At 40.8% G+C, this 22,950-nt stretch carries 22 protein-coding genes and 1 tRNA gene; 6 read left to right on the forward strand and 17 right to left on the reverse strand.

The window, feature by feature from the left end; all coding sequences use genetic code 11:
* Positions 1 to 231: 231 nt before the first annotated feature.
* The gene (locus tag ACLN19_RS02825; protein ID WP_413383062.1) at positions 232 to 618 is read right to left on the reverse strand and encodes a YwiB family protein; all 387 of its coding nucleotides are present in this window, start codon (positions 616 to 618) and stop codon (positions 232 to 234) included.
* 143 nt (positions 619 to 761) lie between these two features.
* Between ACLN19_RS02825 and ACLN19_RS02830 the strand changes: the two genes are divergently transcribed.
* From ACLN19_RS02830 to ACLN19_RS02845, 4 genes are all read left to right on the forward strand, one after another.
* Positions 762 to 2,081, forward strand: a complete 1,320-nt coding sequence (locus ACLN19_RS02830) for an HD domain-containing protein (RefSeq protein WP_413383064.1) — start codon at positions 762 to 764, stop codon at positions 2,079 to 2,081.
* 62 nt (positions 2,082 to 2,143) lie between these two features.
* Positions 2,144 to 2,953, forward strand: coding sequence for a sugar-phosphatase (yidA, locus tag ACLN19_RS02835; protein WP_413383066.1), 810 nt, complete (start codon positions 2,144 to 2,146; stop codon positions 2,951 to 2,953).
* A complete protein-coding gene (locus tag ACLN19_RS02840; protein WP_413383068.1) occupies positions 2,953 to 4,179 on the forward strand; it encodes an aminoacyltransferase in 1,227 nt (408 codons plus the stop codon). The genes yidA and ACLN19_RS02840 overlap by 1 nt, the downstream gene beginning before the upstream one ends.
* A gap of 85 nt (positions 4,180 to 4,264) precedes the next feature.
* Complete coding sequence (locus ACLN19_RS02845) at positions 4,265 to 5,491, forward strand: aminoacyltransferase (RefSeq protein WP_413383070.1); 1,227 nt, start codon at positions 4,265 to 4,267, stop codon at positions 5,489 to 5,491.
* Positions 5,492 to 5,524: 33 nt separating this feature from the next.
* Here the strand turns inward: ACLN19_RS02845 and ACLN19_RS02850 are convergent, their stop codons facing one another.
* The 7 genes from ACLN19_RS02850 to ACLN19_RS02880 all read right to left on the reverse strand — a co-directional run bounded on the left by ACLN19_RS02850 (position 5,525) and on the right by ACLN19_RS02880 (position 12,664).
* Positions 5,525 to 5,737 (reverse strand): YdbC family protein, encoded by a 213-nt coding sequence (locus ACLN19_RS02850; protein WP_413383072.1) that lies wholly within the window; start codon positions 5,735 to 5,737, stop codon positions 5,525 to 5,527.
* Between the two features lie 41 nt (positions 5,738 to 5,778).
* The gene (recR, locus tag ACLN19_RS02855) at positions 5,779 to 6,375 is read right to left on the reverse strand and encodes a recombination mediator RecR (RefSeq protein ID WP_413383074.1); all 597 of its coding nucleotides are present in this window, start codon (positions 6,373 to 6,375) and stop codon (positions 5,779 to 5,781) included.
* A 10-nt stretch (positions 6,376 to 6,385) separates the two neighbouring features.
* Positions 6,386 to 8,428, reverse strand: a complete 2,043-nt coding sequence (locus tag ACLN19_RS02860) for a penicillin-binding transpeptidase domain-containing protein (protein ID WP_413383076.1) — start codon at positions 8,426 to 8,428, stop codon at positions 6,386 to 6,388.
* A 233-nt stretch (positions 8,429 to 8,661) separates the two neighbouring features.
* Entirely contained in the window at positions 8,662 to 11,310 is a 2,649-nt protein-coding gene (locus ACLN19_RS02865; protein WP_413383078.1) for a valine--tRNA ligase, read from the reverse strand.
* A gap of 108 nt (positions 11,311 to 11,418) precedes the next feature.
* Positions 11,419 to 11,982: a GNAT family N-acetyltransferase gene (locus ACLN19_RS02870; RefSeq protein ID WP_413383080.1), complete on the reverse strand. Its 564-nt coding sequence runs from the start codon at positions 11,980 to 11,982 to the stop codon at positions 11,419 to 11,421.
* A 263-nt stretch (positions 11,983 to 12,245) separates the two neighbouring features.
* The gene (locus tag ACLN19_RS02875) at positions 12,246 to 12,500 is read right to left on the reverse strand and encodes a DUF1912 family protein (protein WP_413383082.1); all 255 of its coding nucleotides are present in this window, start codon (positions 12,498 to 12,500) and stop codon (positions 12,246 to 12,248) included.
* A gap of 93 nt (positions 12,501 to 12,593) precedes the next feature.
* Positions 12,594 to 12,664, reverse strand: a tRNA-Thr gene (locus ACLN19_RS02880).
* 146 nt (positions 12,665 to 12,810) lie between these two features.
* Between ACLN19_RS02880 and ACLN19_RS02885 the strand changes: the two genes are divergently transcribed.
* Positions 12,811 to 13,155 (forward strand): hypothetical protein, encoded by a 345-nt coding sequence (locus ACLN19_RS02885; protein ID WP_413383084.1) that lies wholly within the window; start codon positions 12,811 to 12,813, stop codon positions 13,153 to 13,155.
* Between the two features lie 46 nt (positions 13,156 to 13,201).
* On the opposite strand, the gene ACLN19_RS02890 is transcribed toward ACLN19_RS02885, so the two are convergent.
* The 6 genes from ACLN19_RS02890 to mvk all read right to left on the reverse strand — a co-directional run bounded on the left by ACLN19_RS02890 (position 13,202) and on the right by mvk (position 18,697).
* Positions 13,202 to 14,323, reverse strand: a complete 1,122-nt coding sequence (locus ACLN19_RS02890; RefSeq protein WP_413383086.1) for a low temperature requirement protein A — start codon at positions 14,321 to 14,323, stop codon at positions 13,202 to 13,204.
* 337 nt (positions 14,324 to 14,660) lie between these two features.
* Positions 14,661 to 14,879 (reverse strand): DUF4649 family protein, encoded by a 219-nt coding sequence (locus ACLN19_RS02895; RefSeq protein ID WP_413383088.1) that lies wholly within the window; start codon positions 14,877 to 14,879, stop codon positions 14,661 to 14,663.
* 12 nt (positions 14,880 to 14,891) lie between these two features.
* A complete protein-coding gene (fni, locus tag ACLN19_RS02900; RefSeq protein WP_413383090.1) occupies positions 14,892 to 15,902 on the reverse strand; it encodes a type 2 isopentenyl-diphosphate Delta-isomerase in 1,011 nt (336 codons plus the stop codon).
* A complete protein-coding gene (locus ACLN19_RS02905) occupies positions 15,902 to 16,900 on the reverse strand; it encodes a phosphomevalonate kinase (RefSeq protein WP_413383092.1) in 999 nt (332 codons plus the stop codon). The genes fni and ACLN19_RS02905 overlap by 1 nt, the downstream gene beginning before the upstream one ends.
* On the reverse strand, positions 16,887 to 17,837 hold the full coding sequence (gene mvaD, locus ACLN19_RS02910; RefSeq protein WP_413383094.1) for a diphosphomevalonate decarboxylase: 951 nt from the start codon (positions 17,835 to 17,837) through the stop codon (positions 16,887 to 16,889). Before mvaD ends, ACLN19_RS02905 begins: the two co-directional genes overlap by 14 nt.
* A complete protein-coding gene (mvk, locus tag ACLN19_RS02915) occupies positions 17,819 to 18,697 on the reverse strand; it encodes a mevalonate kinase (protein ID WP_413383096.1) in 879 nt (292 codons plus the stop codon). Before mvk ends, mvaD begins: the two co-directional genes overlap by 19 nt.
* A 456-nt stretch (positions 18,698 to 19,153) precedes the next feature.
* On the opposite strand from mvk, the gene lctO reads away from it, so the two are divergent.
* Positions 19,154 to 20,290 carry an L-lactate oxidase gene (lctO, locus tag ACLN19_RS02920; RefSeq protein WP_413383098.1) on the forward strand — a complete coding sequence of 379 codons (1,137 nt, stop codon included), beginning with the start codon at positions 19,154 to 19,156 and terminating at the stop codon, positions 20,288 to 20,290.
* A 56-nt stretch (positions 20,291 to 20,346) separates the two neighbouring features.
* On the opposite strand, the gene ACLN19_RS02925 is transcribed toward lctO, so the two are convergent.
* Genes ACLN19_RS02925 through ACLN19_RS02935 form a run of 3 tightly spaced genes read right to left on the reverse strand, consistent with a single transcriptional unit; the run spans position 20,347 to position 22,919 of the window.
* The gene (locus ACLN19_RS02925; protein ID WP_413383100.1) at positions 20,347 to 21,615 is read right to left on the reverse strand and encodes a sensor histidine kinase; all 1,269 of its coding nucleotides are present in this window, start codon (positions 21,613 to 21,615) and stop codon (positions 20,347 to 20,349) included.
* Positions 21,612 to 22,289, reverse strand: coding sequence for a response regulator transcription factor (locus tag ACLN19_RS02930; RefSeq protein ID WP_413383102.1), 678 nt, complete (start codon positions 22,287 to 22,289; stop codon positions 21,612 to 21,614). The genes ACLN19_RS02925 and ACLN19_RS02930 overlap by 4 nt, the downstream gene beginning before the upstream one ends.
* On the reverse strand, positions 22,290 to 22,919 hold the full coding sequence (locus ACLN19_RS02935) for a GTP pyrophosphokinase (protein WP_413383104.1): 630 nt from the start codon (positions 22,917 to 22,919) through the stop codon (positions 22,290 to 22,292). It abuts the gene before it with no gap.
* Positions 22,920 to 22,950: the final 31 nt, after the last annotated feature.

The following is a 22,950-nucleotide window of genomic DNA, read 5'->3' on the forward strand; positions in this document are numbered from 1 at the left end:
CCTCCATTCTAATGTTACAGGGCTACAAAAAAGAGACCTGTTTTGACAAACAAGTCTCGCCGTTTAAGGTATAGCCGGAAATTTCTTTCGTAATGACGACCATACCACAGTGACTACTATCCCAAAACATGGTAGCTCATCACTGTCTGCTACTCCCTTGATATGTAATATGGGTCATATTATAGCAAAAAAACGAGCAATAAACAAGCCAAATGACCTTTTTTATGCTTGTTATTGCCAAGAAATCATCAGTCGATATTGAGCAAAAGTCGTCTGCCCATCTAGCTGAGTTAGGGCATAGCTGATCTCTAAAGTCCTTGCAGCTTTATCAAGGGCATAGTAGGCTGTTTGTGTCATAAACTGCTGGATACCTAAAGGCGTAGGAATCATGACAAGAGCATCCTGATGTTTATGAAATCGCATGATGGACTTAGGCGCTGAAAAGCGTGTCATCGTCAGCTCCTCCTCGTTGTACTTGAGGATGACTTTTTCAGATTCAGCATTTTGATAGGTCAGATAACTAAACACTCCCTTTTCAATCATCTGACAGTCATGTACTTCATGAATCACTTCAGTCTCTTGATCAAATGTTATTTCATTATGAATCGTTACTTGCATTACACAGTCCCTTCTAACTTCATTGTCATGTGCTCCTTATGAGCGTTAGTTTTATTATACCTTAAAACACCTAATCTCGCTATGTTCCTATCAGTGGTCTTTGACTAACAGTCAAGTTTGTGATTTTTTGATATAATGATTATATGAATGAAAAAGTCTTTCGTGATCCTGTTCACAATTATATCCATGTCAACAATCAAGTCATCTATGACCTCATCAATAGTAAAGAATTTCAACGTCTTAGACGTATCAAACAAGTCCCAACGACTGCTTTTACCTTTCATGGTGCCGAGCATAGTCGTTTTTCACATTGTCTTGGAGTTTATGAAATTGCTAGACAAATCACTAGTATCTTCGAGCGAAAATACCCTGATAGATGGGATAAAAATGAGAGCTTGCTTGTTATGGTGGCTGGGCTTCTCCACGACATTGGGCACGGTGCTTATTCTCATACCTTTGAGCGCCTTTTTGGTACAGACCATGAGCGCTACACACAAGAGATTATCACCAACCCAACCACGCACATTTATCACATTTTAACAAAGGTCAGTCCTGACTTTCCTGAAAAAGTAGCCAGCGTCATCAATCATACCTATCCTAATAAACAAGTCGTCTCCCTTATCTCTAGTCAGATAGACTGCGATCGAATGGATTATCTACTGCGTGATTCTTATTACACTGCTGCGCACTATGGACAGTTTGATTTGACCCGTATTTTACGGGTTATCGAGCCTATTGACAATGGCATTGCCTTTTCACGAAACGGTATGCACGCTGTAGAAGATTACATCGTGAGTCGCTTCCAAATGTATATGCAAGTCTATTTTCACCCTGCCAGTCGTGCTATGGAGGTATTGCTTCAAAACCTGCTAAAGCGCGCCAAAGAGCTCTACCAACAGACACCTGACTATTTTAGAGATACCTCACCTCATCTGCTGACTTTTTTTGAACAAAAGCAAAGCTTAGACGATTATCTAGCCCTTGATGATGGGGTGATGACCACTTACTTTCAAGCTTGGATGAGCTCTCCAGATCCTATTTTAGCTGACTTAGCCAGCCGTTTTATCAATCGTAAGGTCTTTAAGTCCATCACCTTTGATCAAAAAGACCAAAATAAACTTGACAAACTACGTCAACTTATCTGCCAAGTTGGCTTTAAAGACGATTATTACACAGGTATTCATGCCAGCTTTGATCTACCATATGATATCTACCGTCCAGATACTACTGACCCTCGCGTTGAGATTGCCATCATCCAAAAAGACGGTAGCTTAGCAGAATTATCAACCTTATCACCTATCGTCTCAGCATTATCTGGACAGACTTATGGCGATAGACGTTTTTACTTTCCAAAAGAGATGCTAGAAAGTGATAGCCTCTTTAGTGATGAGCAAAAAACGTTTAGCCAATACATTCAAAATGAACATTTTATCCCTTGTGGGCTTGCCCATCATGACAAATAAGCTAAATTTTAGTAATATAGTAGATGAGTTTTTGAGAACATTAACAAAGGAGAATACAACTTATGTCTATCAAGTTAGTTGCTGTAGATATTGACGGTACCCTCTTAACGAGTGATCGTCGTATCACAAAGGACGTCTATGACGCTATCCAAGAATCAAAAGCGCAAGGTGTCAAAGTGGTGATTGCCACAGGACGTCCTATTGCTGGTGTCAAACAACTGCTAAATGATCTTAATCTTAGAGATGAGGGTGACTATGTCATCACCTTTAACGGTGGTCTTGTCCAAGATACCGCTACAGGTCAAGATATCATCTCTGAAACACTTAGCTATGATGATTATCTTGACTTGGAGTTACTCAGTCGTAAGTTAGGTGTCCATATGCACGCTATCACTAAAGATGGGATCTACACAGCCAATCGCAATATCGGAAAATACACTGTCCACGAAGCACAATTGGTCGGAATGCCTGTCTTTTACCGTACACCAGAAGAGATGCGCAACAAAGCTATCATTAAGATGATGTTTATTGATGAGCCTTCTGTATTAGACGCTGCCATAGCTCAGATTCCTGAGAGCTATAAAGAGCGCTTTAATCTTGTCAAATCAACACCTTTTTACCTTGAGCTTTTACCTAAAACTGTCAGCAAGGGAGCTGCACTTCTTCATCTAGCTGAAAAAATGGGCTTAGAACATTCACAGACCATGGCAATTGGTGATGAAGAAAATGACCGTGCCATGCTAGAGACCGTTGCCAATCCTGTCGTCATGGAAAACGGCAATCCTGAGTTGAAAAAAATAGCCAAATACATCACAAAATCAAACGAAGAAAGCGGAGTGGCCTACGCCCTTCGAAACTGGGTACTCAAGTAATGTTCACATACAAAATCGGCATCTCTGAACAAGAGCATGACGCTTTTATTGCAAGCACCTTGCAAGCCAATCTGCTACAAAGCTCTAGCTGGGCAAAGATAAAAGACAACTGGAATAATGAGCGTATCGGTTTTTATCAAGATGGGCTACTGGTAGCCAGTGCCAGCATCTTGATTAGACCACTACCTCTGGGCTTTAGCATGTTTTATATCCCACGTGGACCTGTTATGGATTATCAAGACAAAGAGCTGGTCTCTTTTGTTTTGGATTCGCTTAAACGCTATGCTAAGCAAAAGAGGGCTTTATTTATCAAATTTGACCCTATGCTCTATCTACGTCAAAGTCATGCAGATAACCTTTCAGATACTAAAGACAATCCTGAAACATTAGCTGCTATTGATACACTCACTGCTTGTGGGGCTGAGTGGAGTGGACGTACTAGTGATTTGGCAGAGACCATCCAACCTCGTTTTCAAACTAATATCTACGCTGAGACATTTTCACTAGACAATCTTTCAAAGAAAAATCGCCAAGCACTACGCACGGCGCAAAATAAAGGTGTTCAGGTTATCTTTGGCGGTAGTGAGTTGCTAGAGGACTTTGCAGCTCTGATGAAAAAGACTGAGTCTCGTAAACACATTCATTTACGAGGTTTAGATTACTATCAAAAATTGCTCGCTACCTATCCAGAGCACTCTTATGTCACCATGGCTATCCTCGATCTTTCTGAGCGCCAAAAGACACTAGAGCAACAACTCCATAAAGCGCTAGCTGAAAAAGAGACCTTTAGTGAGCAAACACGTCAAACAAAAGTTGAGAACAACAAAAAAACCATCGAGCGCTTGGAAAAAGAAATCGCCTTTTTAAAAGAGCAAGCTAGATTAACAGGGCGTGATAGCCTTCCTTTAGCAGCGACTATTTCCCTTGAATTTGGCGATACTTCTGAAAATATCTATGCTGGTATGGACGAAACCTTCCGCAGCTATCAACCTGCTTTATTGACATGGTTTGAAACAGCTAAGCACGCTTTTGAGCGTGGCTCTAGGTGGCAAAATATGGGAGGTATCGAAAATAATCTTGACGGCGGACTTTTCCACTTCAAATCCCGCTTTGAGCCGACTATTGAAGAATTTGTGGGGGAATTTAACCTTCCTGTCAATAAACCTCTCTATGCCTTATCCAATCTCGCTTACACACTACGTAAAAAAATGCGAAGCAAACACTAATTAGAGCTACTTATACTCTATCTCATCTTCAATCTCATCAAGATTGACAATCAAACTAATTTTTAACAAAGGAATACATCATTTTATGGTATTGAGAGACATTTCAGAACAGGCCTTCAAAGCCCATATCCTAGAAGCTGAGACTAGCTTCTTTGAACAATCCCCAGAGATGGCAGCCTTACTTACAAAACGCGGCCATCAAGTATCAACACTAGGCTACTATGCAGATGACAAACTCGTCATCTCTACCTTGGTCTATACTACACCAGTCGCTGGTGGCCTCCATATGGGACTTCATAATGGCCCTATCGTCACCGACAAACGCTACCTAAAAGACTTCTATAAAGCCTTACAAGATTTTGCCAAACGTCAAAAGGTCATCTCCTTAGTTGTCAAACCTTACTATGCTTACCAACGTTATGATAGCGATGGACAAGCAACAGCTAGCGCTCAAGACGATAGCATTAACCTTTTGACAGACCTAGGTTACCAACACTCAGGACTAAGACAAGGATACACTAGTGGTGATTGGTACTATATCAAAGACCTTACAGATATTAGTGCAGACAAGCTTTTTGCCTCTTTTAGTAAAAAAGGCAAGAGCCTAGTCAAAAAAGCCAAGACCTTTGGTATTAAAATACATCGCCTAGAGCGTGACCAACTCTCCTTGTTTAAGGAAATCACATCAGCAACATCTGAACGTCGTGAGTTTGATGACAAACCGCTAGAATATTACCAATATCTCTTTGACAGCTTTGGGGATAAGGCAGAATTTTTAGTCGCCAGCCTTAATTTTGAAGAGTATTTAGCCAATCTTCAAGCCTCACAAGATAAACTTAAAACAAAAATTGATAAACTCAAAGAAGGACTCGCTCAAAACCCTCATTCGGAGAAAAAGCAAAATCAATTGCGCGAACTCTCTAGCCAGTACGACACCTTTGAGGTCCGAAAAGAAGAAGCTCGTGACTTTATTGACAAATACGGTCACGAAGATGTCCCTTTGTGTGCTAGCCTCTTTGCTTATATGGATAAGGAAGCCTACTACCTCTTTAGCGGCTCCTACCCTGAATTTAATAAATTCTACGCTCCTGCACTTTTACAAGAGCACGTCATGCTAAAGGCTATTAAACAAGGCATCACCTCTTACAACTTCTTAGGTATCAAGGGGGTCTTTGATGGAAGTGACGGTGTCTTACGCTTTAAGCAAAACTTTAACGGCTACATCATCCAAACCCCAGGTGAGTTCTTCTACAGCCCATCACCTTATAAATATAAAATGATACAAGCTATCAAAAAATTACTCAAACGCTAAAAAAGTCTCCTCGATTGAGGAGACTTTTCTTAATTAATCTTTAAAAGCATCTCTTAGCACACTAAATTCTTCATTGGTCAAGGTGATACCTTTTCCCATCTTGGTGTGATCAGGGCTCCAAGCACGAATATCAAACTTTGGTTCCGCCCCATTAAAACTCACACGATTTAGTTCTTTAGTCCATCCTTTGTCATTTTCAGATAAGACCAATAAGGATTCTACAATTTCAAATGTAAATGTTGCCATAAAAGTACCTCCACTTAATTATTCGTCATACTGTCTTAAAATTACAATTCTGTTCGATTTTCGATAGCACGTAAAAGAGTCACCTCATCAGCATACTCAATGTCAGAGCCAACGGCCAAACCTCGTGCCAATCGTGTCACCTTGATACCTGCTGGCTTTAAGACGCGTGAGATATACATCGACGTTGCTTCACCATCTGCTGTGGCATTTGTCGCTACGATGACCTCAGAAACCTCACTATCCATCAAGCGTGTAATTAAAGTTTTAAGGTTGATATCATCTGGGCTGACACCATTCATCGGTGAAATCAAGCCATGTAACACATGATACAGGCCGTGATATTCTTGGATTTTTTCCATGGCTGAGACATCTTTACTATCTTCAACAACCAAGATAGTGCTCTTATCTCTCGTGTCATCTGTGCAAATAGCACACGGATCATCATCCGTAAGATTGCCACAAACCGAACAATAAGTCAACTCACGCTTAGCTGCAAGTAGATGTTTAGCAAAATCATTGACATCCTCATCACTCATGCCAATGGTATAAAAAGCTAACCTAGTAGCTGTTTTGATACCAATACCTGGCAACTTTGAAAAACTGTCAATCAATTGTGAAATAGGGGTTGGGTAAAGCACAAAACTCTCCTTAATCTTGATTATTTTGATTTGAGACGTACTGGTTAATAATATCACGCGCAATTTGCTGGTGGATATAAGTGCTAGTCGTTGCCGCATGAGGATAAAGAACAGCTACGGCAATGCTTCTATCCTCATTATAAGCAAGAGCATTTAAGTTAACGGTTTTAACGGTGTTGCCGCCACTATCTTTCGTATAGGTCTCTGCTGTCCCTGTCTTACCACTAATAGTTGTGACACTACTCCTCATTTGTGAACCTGTCGCATACAAAGAGTTGCTATTGACAACATCATAAAACCCTTCTTGAATCAAAGCCATGTCTCCTTCTGGAAGGCTGACCGTATTTAACAATTGGCCTGATACGTCCTTGAGCTTTTCGCCTAGATTACCATCTGTCTGCTGATAAATGCCTTCTACCACATGTGTTGAGACACGTTTTCCGTCATTAGCGATAGTTGCAATATATTGTGCCAGCTGCATCGGACTGTAAGAATCATACTGTCCAAATGATTCAAATAAAGTATCACTAAAGTTAAACTGACTTGGTATATAACCTATCGCTTCTGGTAAATCAAGCCCTGTTGTCGTTCCTAGTCCATACTCTGCAAAAGTAGCTCGTAGCTTATCCATAGCTTCTTTATAATCCTCACCTGATAAGCTCTTACCTGGCTCATAGTTTTCTCCCATCAGACGAAGGGCAATTTGCAACATATAGGTATTAGAGGAGTATTCTAGCGCTTGAACCGCATTTATCGGAAGCACGCCTGAGGTGAACCATGATTTTATCCCTAAGATTTCTTGGTCATTAAGGACTTCATTGCCAGACAAGACATTATTTTGCCATCCAGCACTCAAGGTTGCCCCTTTGACTACCGATCCTGGTGTAAAGACATTATTGATTGTCCCTAAAATATCACGGCTAGCCGTAGGAGAGCCTACATCATGCTTTAATCCTGCTAGTGCTAATACCTTGCCTGTAGAAGGCTCAATAGCAACTGCATAAATACCGTCTGAGTAAACTGCCTGACCATTGGCAATATCCGCGTTATAATACTGTTCAAGAATCGATTGCACTTGATTTTCAAAATTTAAATCAATTGTTAATTTTAGCGAATCACCAGCTGAGCCTTGTTTGGTGATATCATCACTCACCACTGTATTTTTACGATTGACCGTCACTGTCCGAACGGTATGTTCACCTTGCAAATCACTTTCATAAGCCTTTTCTAGATAAGAGGTTCCCACACGATCATTAAGGGAATACCCTTTTTTCAGATAGTCCTTAGCATCTTCTTCAGGAAGCCCAGTCTTTTCAGAGGAGATACTTCCCACCAGACTAGCTAACGTCGTATCCGCCACATCACGATCCCAGGTCTTAGAGATCGCCAAACCTTCCAAATCTTTTTGGTGAGCCTCAATTGCTGCCATCTGCTCATCACTAAGGGCATCTGTTGTGATATTGACTGTGGCAAAAGTCTGAGCGGCACTCATCTCTATAAAAGCGTGAATCACCTTCAACTCATCTTCAGGATAATCAATCTCGGCATCTGTCACACTATCTACCGCATTTTTATAAATCGTTGACTCTGTCAAAGAATTCCCAAAAAAGTCATATTTTTTATCATCAGGTAAAGCATCTACAACCTTTTTATAAGTCTCGCTATCTGCCAAATAATAGTCCTTCTTATCTCGTGTGCTGACCTTGCTATCTGTCAACGTCACATAATTTGGTAATTCTTGTGCCAACTCCTTGATGTAGTGAGTCGTCATCATATTGCTACGCGTAAAAGTTAAGACATTACGCTCAACATTGTTGACTAGAAGCGTCCCTGTCGCGTCATATATCTTACCACGTTGATTGGGTGACTTGACGGTATAAGTCGTTGAGGCTGTTAATTTTTTCTGGTAAAAATCAGCATTGATCAACTGCATTTGTGCCAAACGAAAGAGCAAAATCAAAAATAAAAGGGCAACAGCAAAAAATAAGCCATTGAGGCGAAAGGGTAGATTAGCAACTCTCTTGATGGTCTTTTTATCCTGTTTTCTTAACATCTGGGTCTCATTTCTAACGTTTTTATCACCATTCTCTCCAAAAAACTCTCCTTACTATTTTATCACAAAAATAGCCTTATAAGGTTTTTCAACCTTGCAAAATATCAATTGCTATATTAGTGCTTAAGCGATACTTCTATTATACTAAAGTAACGTTTTTATGACAATAATATATCAACAAGATGACAAAATACTTTTGAGCTATTAAAAAGAACAGCCTATGCTGTTCTTTTTTAGTTAGTTAATTTTTTCATCTCTTCAATACGTGCTATTGTCGCATCGTATTTGGCTTGATAGTCTGCTTGTTTATCACGCTCTTTTTGAACGACTTCTGCCTTAGCGTTTTGGACAAAGCGCTCATTACTCAATTTTTTAGCTACCATGTCCAATTCTTTTTGCCATTTGGCACGCTCTTTGTCTAGTCGAGCCAACTCTTCAGCGACATTTAACAAATCAGCTAATGGGAGATAAACTTCCGCACCTGTAATAACAGCTGTCATCGCTAATTCTGGAGCTTCCAGAGTAGATGAAATCTCCAGTTTTTCAGGATTGGTAAAGCGTTTGATATAGTTACTATTAGCCTTGAAGAAAGCTTCAAGGGAAGTGTCTGCTGTCTTGATTAAAAGCGTAATCGGCTTACTTGGGGCAACATTAACCTCACTTCTAGCATTACGTACCGCGCGAATCAAGTCTTTAAGACTCTCAACACCCATATGAGCCTCTTCATTGACAAACTCAGCCCTAACGATTGGATAAGCGGCTGTTACAATGCTAGCATCTTGATATTGTCCAAAAATTTCTTCCGTCACAAATGGCATGATAGGATGAAGCAGGCGTAAGATAGCATCCAGAGTATAAAGTAAGACAGATCGAGTCATCACTTTTTCAGCGTCGTTGTCGCTATATAGTACTTCCTTGGTCAACTCGACATACCAATCCGCAAATTCATCCCAAATGAAATTGTAGAGAAGATGACCAGCCACACCAAATTCAAATTTATCAAAGTTGTCACTGACCTTAGCAATAGTTTCATTAAGATTATGTAAAATCCAGCGATCTGTGACATTACCAGCCTCGCTGTTTGCCACTTTAGCGACATTTTCACGTGCCTCTTCTAAGGTCAATCCATCATTATTCATGAGAATATAGCGCGAAATATTCCAGATTTTATTGATGAAATTCCATGAAGCGTCCATTTTTTCATAGGAGAAGCGGACATCTTGCCCTGGTGCAGAGCCATTTGAGAGGAACCAACGCAAAGCATCCGCACCATACTTATCAATGACATCCATAGGATCAATACCATTGCCTAGTGATTTAGACATTTTACGCCCTTCTTCGTCACGAATAAGTCCATGGATAAGGACATTTTCAAAAGGACGGCGCCCTGTAAATTCAAGAGATTGGAAAATCATTCGTGACACCCAGAAAAAGATGATGTCATAGCCTGTCACTAAGGTTGACGTTGGGAAGTAGCGCTTGAAATCTTCAGCCTCTTCATCAGGCCAGCCCATTGTTGAAAACGGCCAAAGGGCTGAAGAGAACCACGTGTCAAGTACATCTTCGTCTTGGACCCAGCCATCGCCCTCTGGAGCTTCCATGCCAACGTAAATGTCGCCATCTTCATTGTACCAAGCTGGAATTTGATGTCCCCACCATAGCTGACGAGAAATCACCCAGTCATGCACGTTTTCCATCCATTGTAAGAAGGTATCATTAAAGCGTGGTGGGTAAAACGCCACTTGATCATCCGTATCTTGATTAGCCATAGCATTTTTAGCGAGCTGATCCATCTTGACAAACCATTGGGTTGACAAGCGTGGCTCTACCACAGCACCACTACGCTCAGAATGCCCTACAGAATGCACACGCTTTTCAATCTCAACCAAAGCCCCTAACTCTTCTAGCTTAGCTACCACTGCCTGACGCGCTTTAAAACGGTCCATTCCTGCAAAATCACCCGCTAAATCATTCATCGTACCGTCATCATTCATAACGTTAATCTGCGGAAGATCATGACGTTGACCGACCAAAAAGTCATTAGGATCGTGAGCAGGTGTGATTTTAACAACACCTGTTCCAAATGCTGGATCAGCATGCTCGTCAGCAATGATTGGGATAGGCTTGTTGACGATTGGTAAGATGACATTTTGCCCGATCAAATCCTTGTAACGCTCGTCATTTGGATTGACCGCTACAGCCACATCACCAAACATGGTCTCAGGACGTGTTGTTGCGACTTGAAGGGCACGAGAACCATCTTCTAATACATAGTTCATATGATAAAAGGCACCCTCAACATCCTTGTGAATGACCTCAATATCTGATAGAGCTGTTCTAGCTACTGGGTCCCAATTGATGATAAATTCACCACGGTAAATCCAACCTTTTTGATACAACTCAACAAAAACCTTGCGGACCGCTTGAGATAAGCCCTCATCTAGGGTAAAACGCTCACGAGAATAATCAAGGGACAAGCCCATCTTACCCCACTGCTCTTTGATAGTCGCTGCGTATTCATCCTTCCATTCCCAGACTTTTTCAAGGAACTTCTCACGACCAAGATCATAGCGTGAAATGCCCTCTTCTCTCAAACGCTCCTCAACCTTAGCTTGCGTTGCAATACCAGCATGGTCCATACCTGGAAGCCACAAGGTATCAAAGCCTTGCATGCGTTTTTGACGGATAATAATATCTTGAAGCGTCGTATCCCAGGCATGCCCAAGGTGAAGTTTTCCAGTCACATTTGGTGGTGGAATCACGATAGAATAAGGTTTTGCCGTCTCATCTCCTGACGGCTTAAACACATCTTCTTCAAGCCATTTAGCGTAACGTCCAGCCTCAACCTCGGCTGGATTATATTTTGGTGAAAGTTCTGTCATTCTATTCTCCTTATCTAGTAAAATGCTAATAATCTCAGCAATAATCTCTATTGTGATCTATTTTTAAGTTTACCAACTTATTTTTTATATACGTTGATAATGATAGCATTAGTCTATCATGTCCCACTCACTCCTTAACAAACCATATATCAAGTTATCACAACGCTTACCTGTTGCGTCCTTACGATCTCTTAGACGAGCTTCTAGCGTAAAACCAAGTTTTTCAGCAACACGTCTGCTTTGGTGATTATAGTCATAGCAAGATAATTCAATCTTGTGAAGATTAAGATTTTTAAAACCAAGCTCAATCAGCTTCTTCGCCGCCTCTGGAACATAGCCACACCCCCAATAGTCTGGATGAAGCGTATAACCTATCTCAAGGACATCATCAGCATGTCTTTGGTTAAAATCAACAGAGCCAATAACAGTGGTTGTTCCTTTTAGAACAATCCCATAACCTTCTGGCAGCTGATTTTTGTCATTACGTTCAGGAAGAATATGCTCTATATAATAAATCTCATCTTCTACCGTCTGAACAAGGGGAAAACCAGCTGGATAAGCAACCTCTGGCAGACTGACATAATGAAAAATAGCCTCAGCATCTTCCTTAGTCCGAACCCTTAGGACCAATCGCTCTGTCTCTACACATTTTGGTAAGTCATACATAACCATCTTTTGCCCCCTATCCTAATACTAAAATCACCTCAAGCAAAAAGTCCCCATCTAGTCAAGCTAGACAGGGACGAAATGTGTTTCCGCGGTACCACCCATATTCGGGCTAAGCCCGCAACTCATTGATTTCATTGATAGACCATCAGCAACCAATAGAGACATCTGTACGGACTTCTCAACACTACCGCTCTCTGTAACAGACAAACTCGCTATACCTCTGAATAATCTTATTTTACCAAATCTCTGGACAGAAGGCAAGAGGCTTAATAATGACGCTCTCCAAACAGCCCTTCTGGCAAGTCATGAAAAGCTTTCTTATCGTGATAGTTGGCCATCTTTCCCTTCAAAAAACGATAAGCATCGAGCTTACTCTCATAGCGGATATAAGCCTCTCTAGCTCGCTCGTCCTTATCCTCATCAGCTATTTTTTGCGCCTCTGTCATGGCTAATTCATTGATTGTGATTTGAGATGACAACCAGTCATCCAAATCAGCTAAAAATGCTTCTTGGTAAGTCATAAAAACCTCACTCTCTTAATAACGTTATTATAGCATACTTTAAGACAACTATGCAAAAAAGCCTCTTTTAAAGGCTTTTAAACATATAAAATCTGCCACCACCGAGAATTGAACTCGGAACGGAGCATTACCATTGCTCTATTATACCATTTAACTATAGCGGCTACCTATCTATAATAGCATGGATGCCCCTATTTAGCAAGCTTTATTTTTAAAAAAGATGCTCTAGTAATCATCTTTGTGCTATAATGTAATCATCAAATCTTAGGAGTATCTTTTATGGAAGACAAAAAGGTTGATAATTTTGCTCGTGGCTATCACATATGATGACAAAAAAGAGCAAAGGTGGCTATTTTTTGGTAAGAGAGCAAGTAGAGCAGAAGGCTACAACACTCTATATGCCCATAAAGAAGACCGTCAAAAGTGGCGTGAGAAAACACAAGAGCGGACGAGACGTATCTTAGACACACATGCTTCTAGCTATCCAGAACCTGATAGAATCCAACGTGCAAATACTTATAACGACTATTTGAAAAAGCAATATAAAGCCATGCCAGCTTCTTCAATCATTAAAAAAGCTAATAACATTGTGGAAAAAATACGCCATGAACATCGAGCTAACTTATCTAAAAAAGTTAGACTGACAAGATTTTAATATTTCAAAAGCCCTTAGCTGTAATAGCTAAGGGCTTTTTGATATTTTAGATTGTTTGTTGTGCTTTTTGGCGTGCGCGGTAGCGCTGTTGTGGTATTTCCCAGCAGAGCAACGCAAATACCAAGGCTAATAAGACTTCATAATCTCTAACAAGCCACATAGCTATCAATCCAAGTCCTAGTAGGATAGCTGATACAAGATAGTGGGAAATAGAAAAACGATAGAGTGCTTTATTATAAATAGACGTACTATACAGACTAACATAATAAAGCACTAGCCCTAGACTTAAAAGCATCAAGCCATAACTAGCATGATGATGGTCTGCCAACAACTCCATACCCACTGTCGTAAGACTCACCCCTAAAATAATAAAAAGATGCCCATAAAGCATAGCAGAGCCTGACACACGCTGATGATGCTCAATAGTCAAGTGAGTCTGAGAGATATACGCTACAAACATAAAGGAAATCCCTGCGAAAAACACAATGCCCAAAACAGGCGTTTCATAGACAGGGTAGGCTTGAATAACCCCAATCACCGTCTCTCCAAACGTTAAAATTGTCAACAACTGACAGCGCTCTACCAGATGAGGAAAATTGATCCTATCAATATCATTGTACCCCTTATATAAAAGCGGAAACAGATAAGGAACCATCCAAAAAAGAGCAAACAGATGATTTTCAAAGCGATACAAGCGGAAAACATAGCCACAAATCACTAAAATCACAAAATAGCCTATCACCATTGACAAAAGCTTCATGCTAGCGGCAATATCGTGATTAAAGCCAATCTTTTTTCCCCTCAGATAATATTGTAGCAAAATCAATAGATGGGCCAAAATCATCGAACTATTGTAGAGCAAAAACTCCCTAGGTCCAAACTCATCCAAACCAAGGCCTAACATCAGCGCAAAATTACCGATGATAAACATAGCTGGAATATTCAGAAGTACATCTAGCCTATCACGCTCCCCATATTTATTGAGGTAAACCGTCTGATAAAACCAAATAGACAAAACAAGACTTGTCGAACCTAAAAAGACAAGAAAGGAGCCTAAGTGAAAGTGCGGCGTATGCAAGTAAGAGCTTAAGCGACGCATCGCCAAAACAAAGACTAAATCATAAAAAAGCTCATAGTTTGACACGCGCTTGGGCATAATTTTTTCCATAGCTTCTCCTAATAATCATTATTTTTAAACGCAAGAAAAGCCGTTAATGGACTTTAACGACTTGACTTCCAGAGTCCTACAACTCTGTGACATGAAGACTCACACGACAATATCGTCGTCTAAATCAGATGTAGCTTATCAGCTACTTATCAACACAGACAGTCAAAACTGTCACTTTGTAAGCACATCTCCCAAAATGTCTCACAAATAGGTGTCTGATTGCAGTTGTACAATCTTTTCCTTTTCCATCTTTATTATCTCTTATTTTTTGACAATAGTCAATAAACTTGTCTAATTTTTTGACACATTTTTCAAAATATAAGGACAATTGAGCCTTTTAGTCAAAAGTGGACCAGTCAAAGTTGACAAAATAAGCAAATAAATTGCCACAATCACCTTGATAACCAACATCTTTGCCTTTGTAAGTAACTGAGACGACTGGCAAATAATCAGGAAGCGTCATACAGCCTGATAAGGCACGGACAAAATCTTCTTTACTGTCAAATGTTTGTGTGCGAACGATGCTATAAGCATCTTTATACGTCAACTCTACCATAATGTATCCTCCTTAGGATAAGTTTTTATAATCTGGATTGGCTTGTGCTAGTCTTCCATAGAGAAGATAGTCCACATGAACAAGCTCAGAAATATTTTTACAATTAAGAGCGCACATGATAAGTGCCAACTCTTCTTTCCAACTATTGACAATAGCGATAGCTTTATCTAAAGGGTAGCACTCAACTAGCTCTAAGATGGTCTTTGACAGCCCGACCGCTTTAGCGCCAAGGACAAAACATTTGACCATATCAAGAGGATGTCTAACACCTCCTGATGCTAAAAGCTCTACTGTATCACGCATAGGAGCTGCATTTAACAGTGTCTGTACTGTCGTTTGCCCCCAATCGTCTAAGTAAGTCCTATGATAACCACGCTGATTTTCAATATAAGCAAAGCTAGTACCACCGCGCCCTGATATATCAAAGGTTTTGACACCCATAGCATGAGCCTCTTTAATGGTTTTTACATCCATACCAAAGCCCACTTCTTTTAAGATTAGAGGGGTGGTGAGTGTTGCGATATATTGTCTCAAATGCTCTCGCCACTGGCTAAAGTCACGCTCACCCTCTGGCATTAAGAGCTCTTGCATCACATTGACATGCACTTGTAAAAAGAGGGGCTGGACGCTATCAATAGTCGCTTTAGCTGCTTGTAGAGGCTTATCTAGACCGATATTAGTGGCTAATTGTAGCTGAGGATACTCTTTTAGGCTGGGGTAGGACTGGTCACTTGGGTCTTTTAAAGCGGCACTGTATGAGCCAGTCACCATGACAATACCTGTCTCCTGGGCTAACAAAGCTAGCTTGCGATTGATTTTAGCAGCTTTTTGACTACCACCTGTCATGGCATTGACATAAAAAGGGTATTGAAAGGTCAAGCCCGAAAAGGATGTCGATAAATCAATCTCATCAAGCGCATACTTTGGAAGAGAGCGCTGGATAAGCTCCATCTCATCAAAGCTATTATAAGGTGAACGATAGGTCAGCGCATGTGCGATATGGTCATCTTTACGGTTAGTCATTAGTCCTGTCCCCATCTTTCTTGATATAAAACCTCAATGCCAAGGTTTTGCCAACGCTTGATAAGCTCGTCAGTAGCCTTACTTGTAAAGGATAAAGCAATCCCACAATCACCGCCACCAGAGCCAGATGATTTAGCCACGCTATCAAGCCCATTAGTCGCCTCTTTTAAAGCGCGTAAGGGCTCTGTGTAAATGGCAGGGCTAAGCTCATCCAACAAACGGCTCGAAGCCTCTATACTAGCTATGACTGTTGTCTTGTCACCTGCCTCAATCGCAGCGTGTAAAGCATTGACATGCTCAAGGCTTGCTTGTAAAAACGAAGTGTTAATCGCCGATTTGACACGCTTTATCATTTTTTTTGAGATAGAAGGGGTCTTAGTCCACCCCACTACAAAATCAAGAGAAAGCCGAGGTGTTACAGGTACAATACGATAACCCCATGGAGCCTCTAAAACTGTCATCATATCACAGCTCTCCATCATATCACGAACGCTAGCGCGATTAAAGGCTCTAAAGCTAATCAACGTCTCATAAGCAATGCAAGCCACATCCCCCATGGAGCCATTATCACCACGCTTTAAAAGAACATAAGTCGCCAACTTAAACAGCATATCTGATGATAAGGCCAAGCCATAAAGAGCAGCTAAAGCCTTCAAAGTCAACACCACCACACTTCCACTAGAGCCGATGCCAAACTTTTTCCCATCTTTTTCTAATTTTCCTGATATGCGTAGGTTAAAAGGCTTCAAGGCATAGCCTAAATGCGCTAGATAAGCTTCCCCTACTGCCACAGCGTCTTGGATAAGCGCATAATTGGCATCTCTTTTTTTTCCGACACTATAAGCAAACATATCCGATGATAAAGCATAATCTTCTGCAAAATCAATCCTCCCTGTCAAACATATAGGGATATAATGTATCAGCGCTTCTTGTCCTTCTTCTAAGATAGCATATTCTCCCGCCAGATAAAGCTTGCCGCCTGCCTTAACCTTCACCATCTGTCAAATCCTTTGTCCGTGATACGATAAGACGATAGTCTTTTTCTAAAAGAGCTGCTAGACGCTCGACATCCTCTTCTAGACAGAGAACCTTGACATTAGGTCCAGCGTCCATAGTGAAATAGCAGGCAATGCCGTCTTGCCTGATGGCCTTGATGGTATCCATTGCTTGATAGCTTGCCTCAGTCAAATACGAAAAAGCAGGATTGGCTTCTCTAGTGGTGCTGTGCATCAAGAGTGCATTGCGCTCAGTTAGCTCACCTACTTTAGCAAAATCATTATTGGCCAAATGGATCAACATCTCTTGATAATCTGCTTTTGATTGCTCCACCCAGTCAGAAAAATTACGTGATGTTTCCTTGCAGCGCTTCATCCCTTCTCGACTTGAAACGTCTTTTTTATCATCGTTTAAAATCAGCATAATCATCGCTAACTTTAAATCTGTCTTAACAGGATAGATGCTCCCACTATCTTTGTCCCAAGCAGCTACAGGTCCAAAAAAAGAGCGTGACGCTGATCCAGAAGCAAATTTAGCTTCTTGAGCTAGTTCTTTCTGACTAAGATTTCTAGCAAACAACTGATTGGCTGCTTTGATAAGTGCTGATAAGCCACTAGAGCTTGAGGAGAGTCCTGCTGCTGTGGGCATATTATTGGTCGTCTCAATGCGAACATAAGGTCTGTCCTTGCCTCCAAAACGATCTAAAATAGCAGACATCTTGGCATGCTCCTTAGCATCTTGCAAGCGACCATCCAAGTAAAACAGGTCACTATCTGCTTCAGCTGCACAAAACGATAGCTCAGTTGTAGTGTACATGCTCTCTAGCGTCAAGGAAATGCTGCTAGTCGATGGTATCATAGCCTTCTCATCGTCTTTTCCCCAGTATTTGATAATAGCAATATTAGCATAGGACTTAGCACTTACAGTTTTTCCGTCCATGTGTTAAGCGCTCCTTCTTTTTGTAATAATTGACTCATTTCTTCGGCTTCTTTTTCTGTGCTGACAAGAGCTATAATACAACCACCCAGTCCACCGCCTGTCATTTTAGCCCCTAAGGCACCATTAGCAGTCGCTATCCTAACAAGATGATCACACTCTTTGCTACTCACTCCGAGCTGTCTAAGACTCGTATGCGCTTGTGACATAGTCACTCCTAAAGCTTTGGTATCCCCACTAGCAATACTAGACTCAGCAGCTTCAGCTAACTGTCCCAAACGCTTGAGTATAGGAAGTGCTTTCTCGCCTAGTGTTTTGACCTTGGCAACGGCTTCGCTAGTATGCCCATAAATACCCGTATCAGCAATAACTAAATAAGCATCTAGTTGAATCGCTATTTCAGAAAAACCAATATTTCGAATAAACTTAATAGCAACATCACTAAGACAGGTCTTAGCGTCAAGCCCACTAGGATTAGTATGCGCAATCATCTCAGCTTGATTGACCAAGCGCTCCAAAAGAGGAGCAGGAAGCTCTTTTTCAAAAAAGTCAAAGACACTACTAACAGCAGCAATCGCTACTGCTGCAGAAGAGCCCATACCTCTACGATCAGGCACTTGCGACTGGATAGTAAAGTCTAGAGAGTAGTCGCGCTTATCTAAGTAATCTAGGGCTGCAAAAATGGCTGTGGATAGTGGATCATTGATGTCAAGGAGTAGCCGTTTACTACTTTTGGTCACTTGACAGGTTACTTCAATATTTTTTAAAGGCAAAGCAATGGCTGGATAACCATAAACAACCGAATGCTCTCCCATCAAAATAATCTTGCTATGGGATTTACCTAATCCAATCTGTTTTGTCATATCTATCTCTTCACACATTAAAGTCATTTCTATTGTAATATAAAACCAGCAAAAAAGCGACTTTTGACTCATATAATACCCATAAAGCCCTTTATTACTATTCTTAGTCGCTTTTATAACGGTCATTTTTAGATATCTTCTAGTTAAACAGCTAGAATTCAGAAATCACATTATAACATAAATACTCTTAATTTGCTGACAAAAACTGTTAGAAGCCTTTCTGAAAAGCAACATCCTCTTTCATATGATAAGTGAAGATTAGGGAAGTTCTTTGGTTACATTTTTCACATAAAAAGCTATGGCTAAGGGATTTTTAGCGTCAAAAATTTTCTGATTTTTGAGAGCATAATATTTGACAACGCTTACATAAAGGGGTATAGTTAGAGTGTAAAAAGCGTTTCCATACGTTTTAAATATTAGAAAGATCATCCAAAAGGATGGAAAGAGGAAAATCTTATGGATTTCAAAACAAGTAATGCTGAAGGACCAGTAGAATTCGTCAATGTCTTTGACCTTGAAAAAATGGCACAAAAAGTCATTCCAAAAGGGGCCTTTGGCTACATTGCAAGTGGTGCTGGCGATACCTTTACCCTTCATGAAAATATTCGCTCTTTCAACCACAAGCTCATTGTACCCCATAGCTTAAAAGGGGTTGAAGATCCTTCAACTGAGATTACTTATGATGGCGACAAACTCACTTCTCCAATCATCATGGCTCCAGTAGCAGCTCACAAGCTCGCCAATGAACAAGGTGAGGTGGCAAGTGCTAAAGGCGTTAGTGAATTTGGTACTATCTACACTACAAGCTCTTACTCTACTACTGATATTCCTGAAATTACACAAGCCCTCAATGGTAGCCCTCAATGGTTCCAATTCTACTATAGTAAAGACGATGGTATCAACCGTCACATCATGGACCGTGTTAAAGAACAAGGTGTTAAAGCTATTGTGCTTACTGTTGATGCTACTGTCGGTGGTAACCGTGAAGTTGATAAACGTAACGGCTTTGTCTTTCCAGTAGGCATGCCAATCGTTCAAGAATACCTTCCAGATGGTGCTGGAAAGACTATGGACTACGTTTACCGCTCTGCTAAACAAGCTCTCTCTCCAAAAGATGTTGAATATATCGCACAATACTCTGGCTTACCTGTTTATGTTAAAGGTCCACAATGTAGCGAAGATGTCTTTAGAGCCTTGAATGCTGGCGCATCTGGTATCTGGGTAACCAATCACGGTGGTCGTCAACTTGATGGTGGTCCAGCATCCTTTGATTCACTCCAACGTGTTGCTGAAGCTGTTGACAATCGTGTGCCAATTGTCTTTGACTCAGGGGTTCGTCGTGGTCAACACGTCTTTAAAGCCCTCGCATCAGGTGCTGACCTTGTCGCTCTTGGTCGTCCAGTCGTTTATGGACTAGCGATGGGTGGTAGTGTTGGAACACGCCAAGTCTTTGAAAAGATCAATGAAGAACTCAAGATGGTTATGCAGTTGGCAGGTACTCAAACTATCGAAGATGTTAAACATTTCAAACTTCGCCACAATCCATACGACTCATCTATTCCATTTAACCAAGATGCCCTAAAACTTGACTAATCAAAAACACCAAGGAATGCCTTGGTGTTTTTGTGATCCTAATGTTATATGTGACATCATAGAAAAACGATGAAATGGATGGTGTCATCTTTATAAGTGACTTTGATGCGTCCTCTAAAGAGCTTGACAAGACTCTCAGCAATGGAAAGCCCTATACCATAACCTGATGTCGCACTATTGTGTGAGCTATCTTCACGGTAAAAACGCTCAAAAAAGCGGCTATAATCCACTCCACGTCCATTGACATAAGTATTTGAGACGATTAGACGGCATCTCCGACTACGCTTAGGCTGGCTGAGAGTGACGCTGACAACACCACCCTCATCACAATATTTATTGGCATTATCAACAAGCAAGGTCACCAGCTCAAAAAGTGACTTTTCTTCTGCCTTAACAAAGATACCTTCTTGAATATCCATGATAAATTGCTTGCCATCACGTATGACTGGTCCCTTAAAATCTTCTGCAGCATCTTGTGCAATACGCGAAAAATCAAGGGTCTTTAAAACAAGCTCAGACTGTTCTTCAAGACGTGCTTGCATGACTAAGCTATTGATTAAGCCTGTCAAGCGCTCTACTTGATCTTTGGTTGATTTTGTCCATTCTGACTCTCCTGACATCAACTCCACCAACTCATTGTTAGCTGCAATAATCGCTAAAGGGGTTTTCAGTTCATGACCAGCATTAGTAATAAAACGTCTTTGTTGTTCATAATTACGAATAAATGGACGAATGACCCGACCCGATAAAACGATGATAACTACCATAAAAAAGAACAAACAGATAAAGCCAAACCATACAGCCGTATCTAGTAGGTGATAAGAAGTACTGGCAAAGGTAGAAATATCAAAAGCAACAAGAAGAGACGCTCCTTTTTGATTAGCATTAGGTGTGATACGGTAAGCATAAGGCAAACCTGATAAAATAATTTGCCCTTCTTCTTTAGACGCTTTTACAATACGCTGGCTATAGCGCTCAACTGTCTGACTATCCGTATTGGTCAGATGGCTAGCGTCCACTGAACTTATCTGCCCGTCTTCATCGACAATCGCACTAAAATAAGCATAACGCTCTATTGTCTCCTCAGTAATATACTGCCCCAAGACACGACTGGCGTCATTAAGATTGGGAAATTGTCCTTTATTATCCGACAAAATGCTCAAAATACGCTCAATTTGGTGGTTGCTTTGATTGTTGACAATAACTGCCATGACCCCAAAAACAGAAATCAAGATAATACTGACAGCTCCTGTGGCAATAGCGATAAACTGTAAACGCAGTTTTTGAAAGAGATTTAATCTCAAAAAAGGAAACCACCTAGTCATACGGCTACCTCATCCAAGCAAAACCCTGTCTCCTCTGTCCCTATAATGGTCATGGTCGAGCCTATAGCTTTTAATTTTTGCCGTAGATAAGAAATGTACATAAAGACATAACCTTGGTCATCTGCGTCCTCTTCATGGTACCAGACATGCTCATACAACTGCTCTGTGGGTAGCTCTTTTTGAGCATTTAACATTAAAAACGACAAGAGCTTCGTTTCTTTAGCAGATAGACGAATGCTGGTATGTGCTTTAAGCTCCTGCTCACTCAGGTTTAAGCTCGTATTCGCAAACTGCAAGCTGTTAGGTGTTAGACTATCCATACGCCTATTCATAGAGCGCAGGCGTGCTAACAACTCCTTTAGAGAAAATGGCTTTGTCAGATAATCATCTGCACCCGCATCCAACCCTGTTACACGATCATCAATCTCAGACATAGCAGTCAAGAGCATAATCTGAGCAGTAGAGCCTGACTGGCGAATTTCCTTGAGCGCTTCGATACCTGTTTTTTTCGGCATCATGACATCCATAATCATCATGTCATAAGCCTTTTGACTAGCAAATTCAACAGCCATCTGCCCATCACTGGCAACATCTACGTCATACCCTTCATGAGTCAGCGCTGCATGGATAACACGCGCCAACTGTTCTTCATCCTCAGCTAGTAAAATACGCATCTACTTTGTCTCCTCATTACTGTTTACAATCAATTGCCTAATCGTCTGCATGGTCAAATCCACCGACGCCATCTCATCAGCACAGCGTTTTAGTTCTTTGACAATACGATCAGCATCCTTAATATCATGCTTATACTTCATCTGATGCTCTAGACTTGCCCAAGAATCTTGAGCAATCGTTCGCAACTGTATCTCCATAAAGTAACGACCAGGGAGATTGCCTAGACAGTCTTTTTTAGCTGTCTCTACCTCCAAAATCAAATGATAAGAGCGATAACCATTAGGCTTAGCATTCATGATATAGTCTTTTTCAGCTACAATCTGACAATCCTCGTAGTCCTTAATCACATCAACCAAACGGTAAATATCATCAACAAATCCACAAATCAAACGGACACCAATACTATCTTTAATCCCTTTTAAAGCTGATTGTGGTGTCTTAGGAAGACCTTTTCGCTGACATTTCTCTAGCATACTATCACGATCTTTGATGCGAGCATGGAGATGTTCAAATAAACCATAGCCTGTTTTGGCCTTTTGCCGTTGATTTTCTAAGGTCATGCGCTTTTTAAAATCATCTAAAATCTCCTGTAAATGCGGTTCATACCCTGCATAAATGTCTCCAGTCATAACCTACCCTCTTTAGTTTTTCTACATTATA

This window comes from Streptococcus lishijunsis, assembly GCF_047290665.1.
GTDB lineage: Bacteria > Bacillota > Bacilli > Lactobacillales > Streptococcaceae > Streptococcus.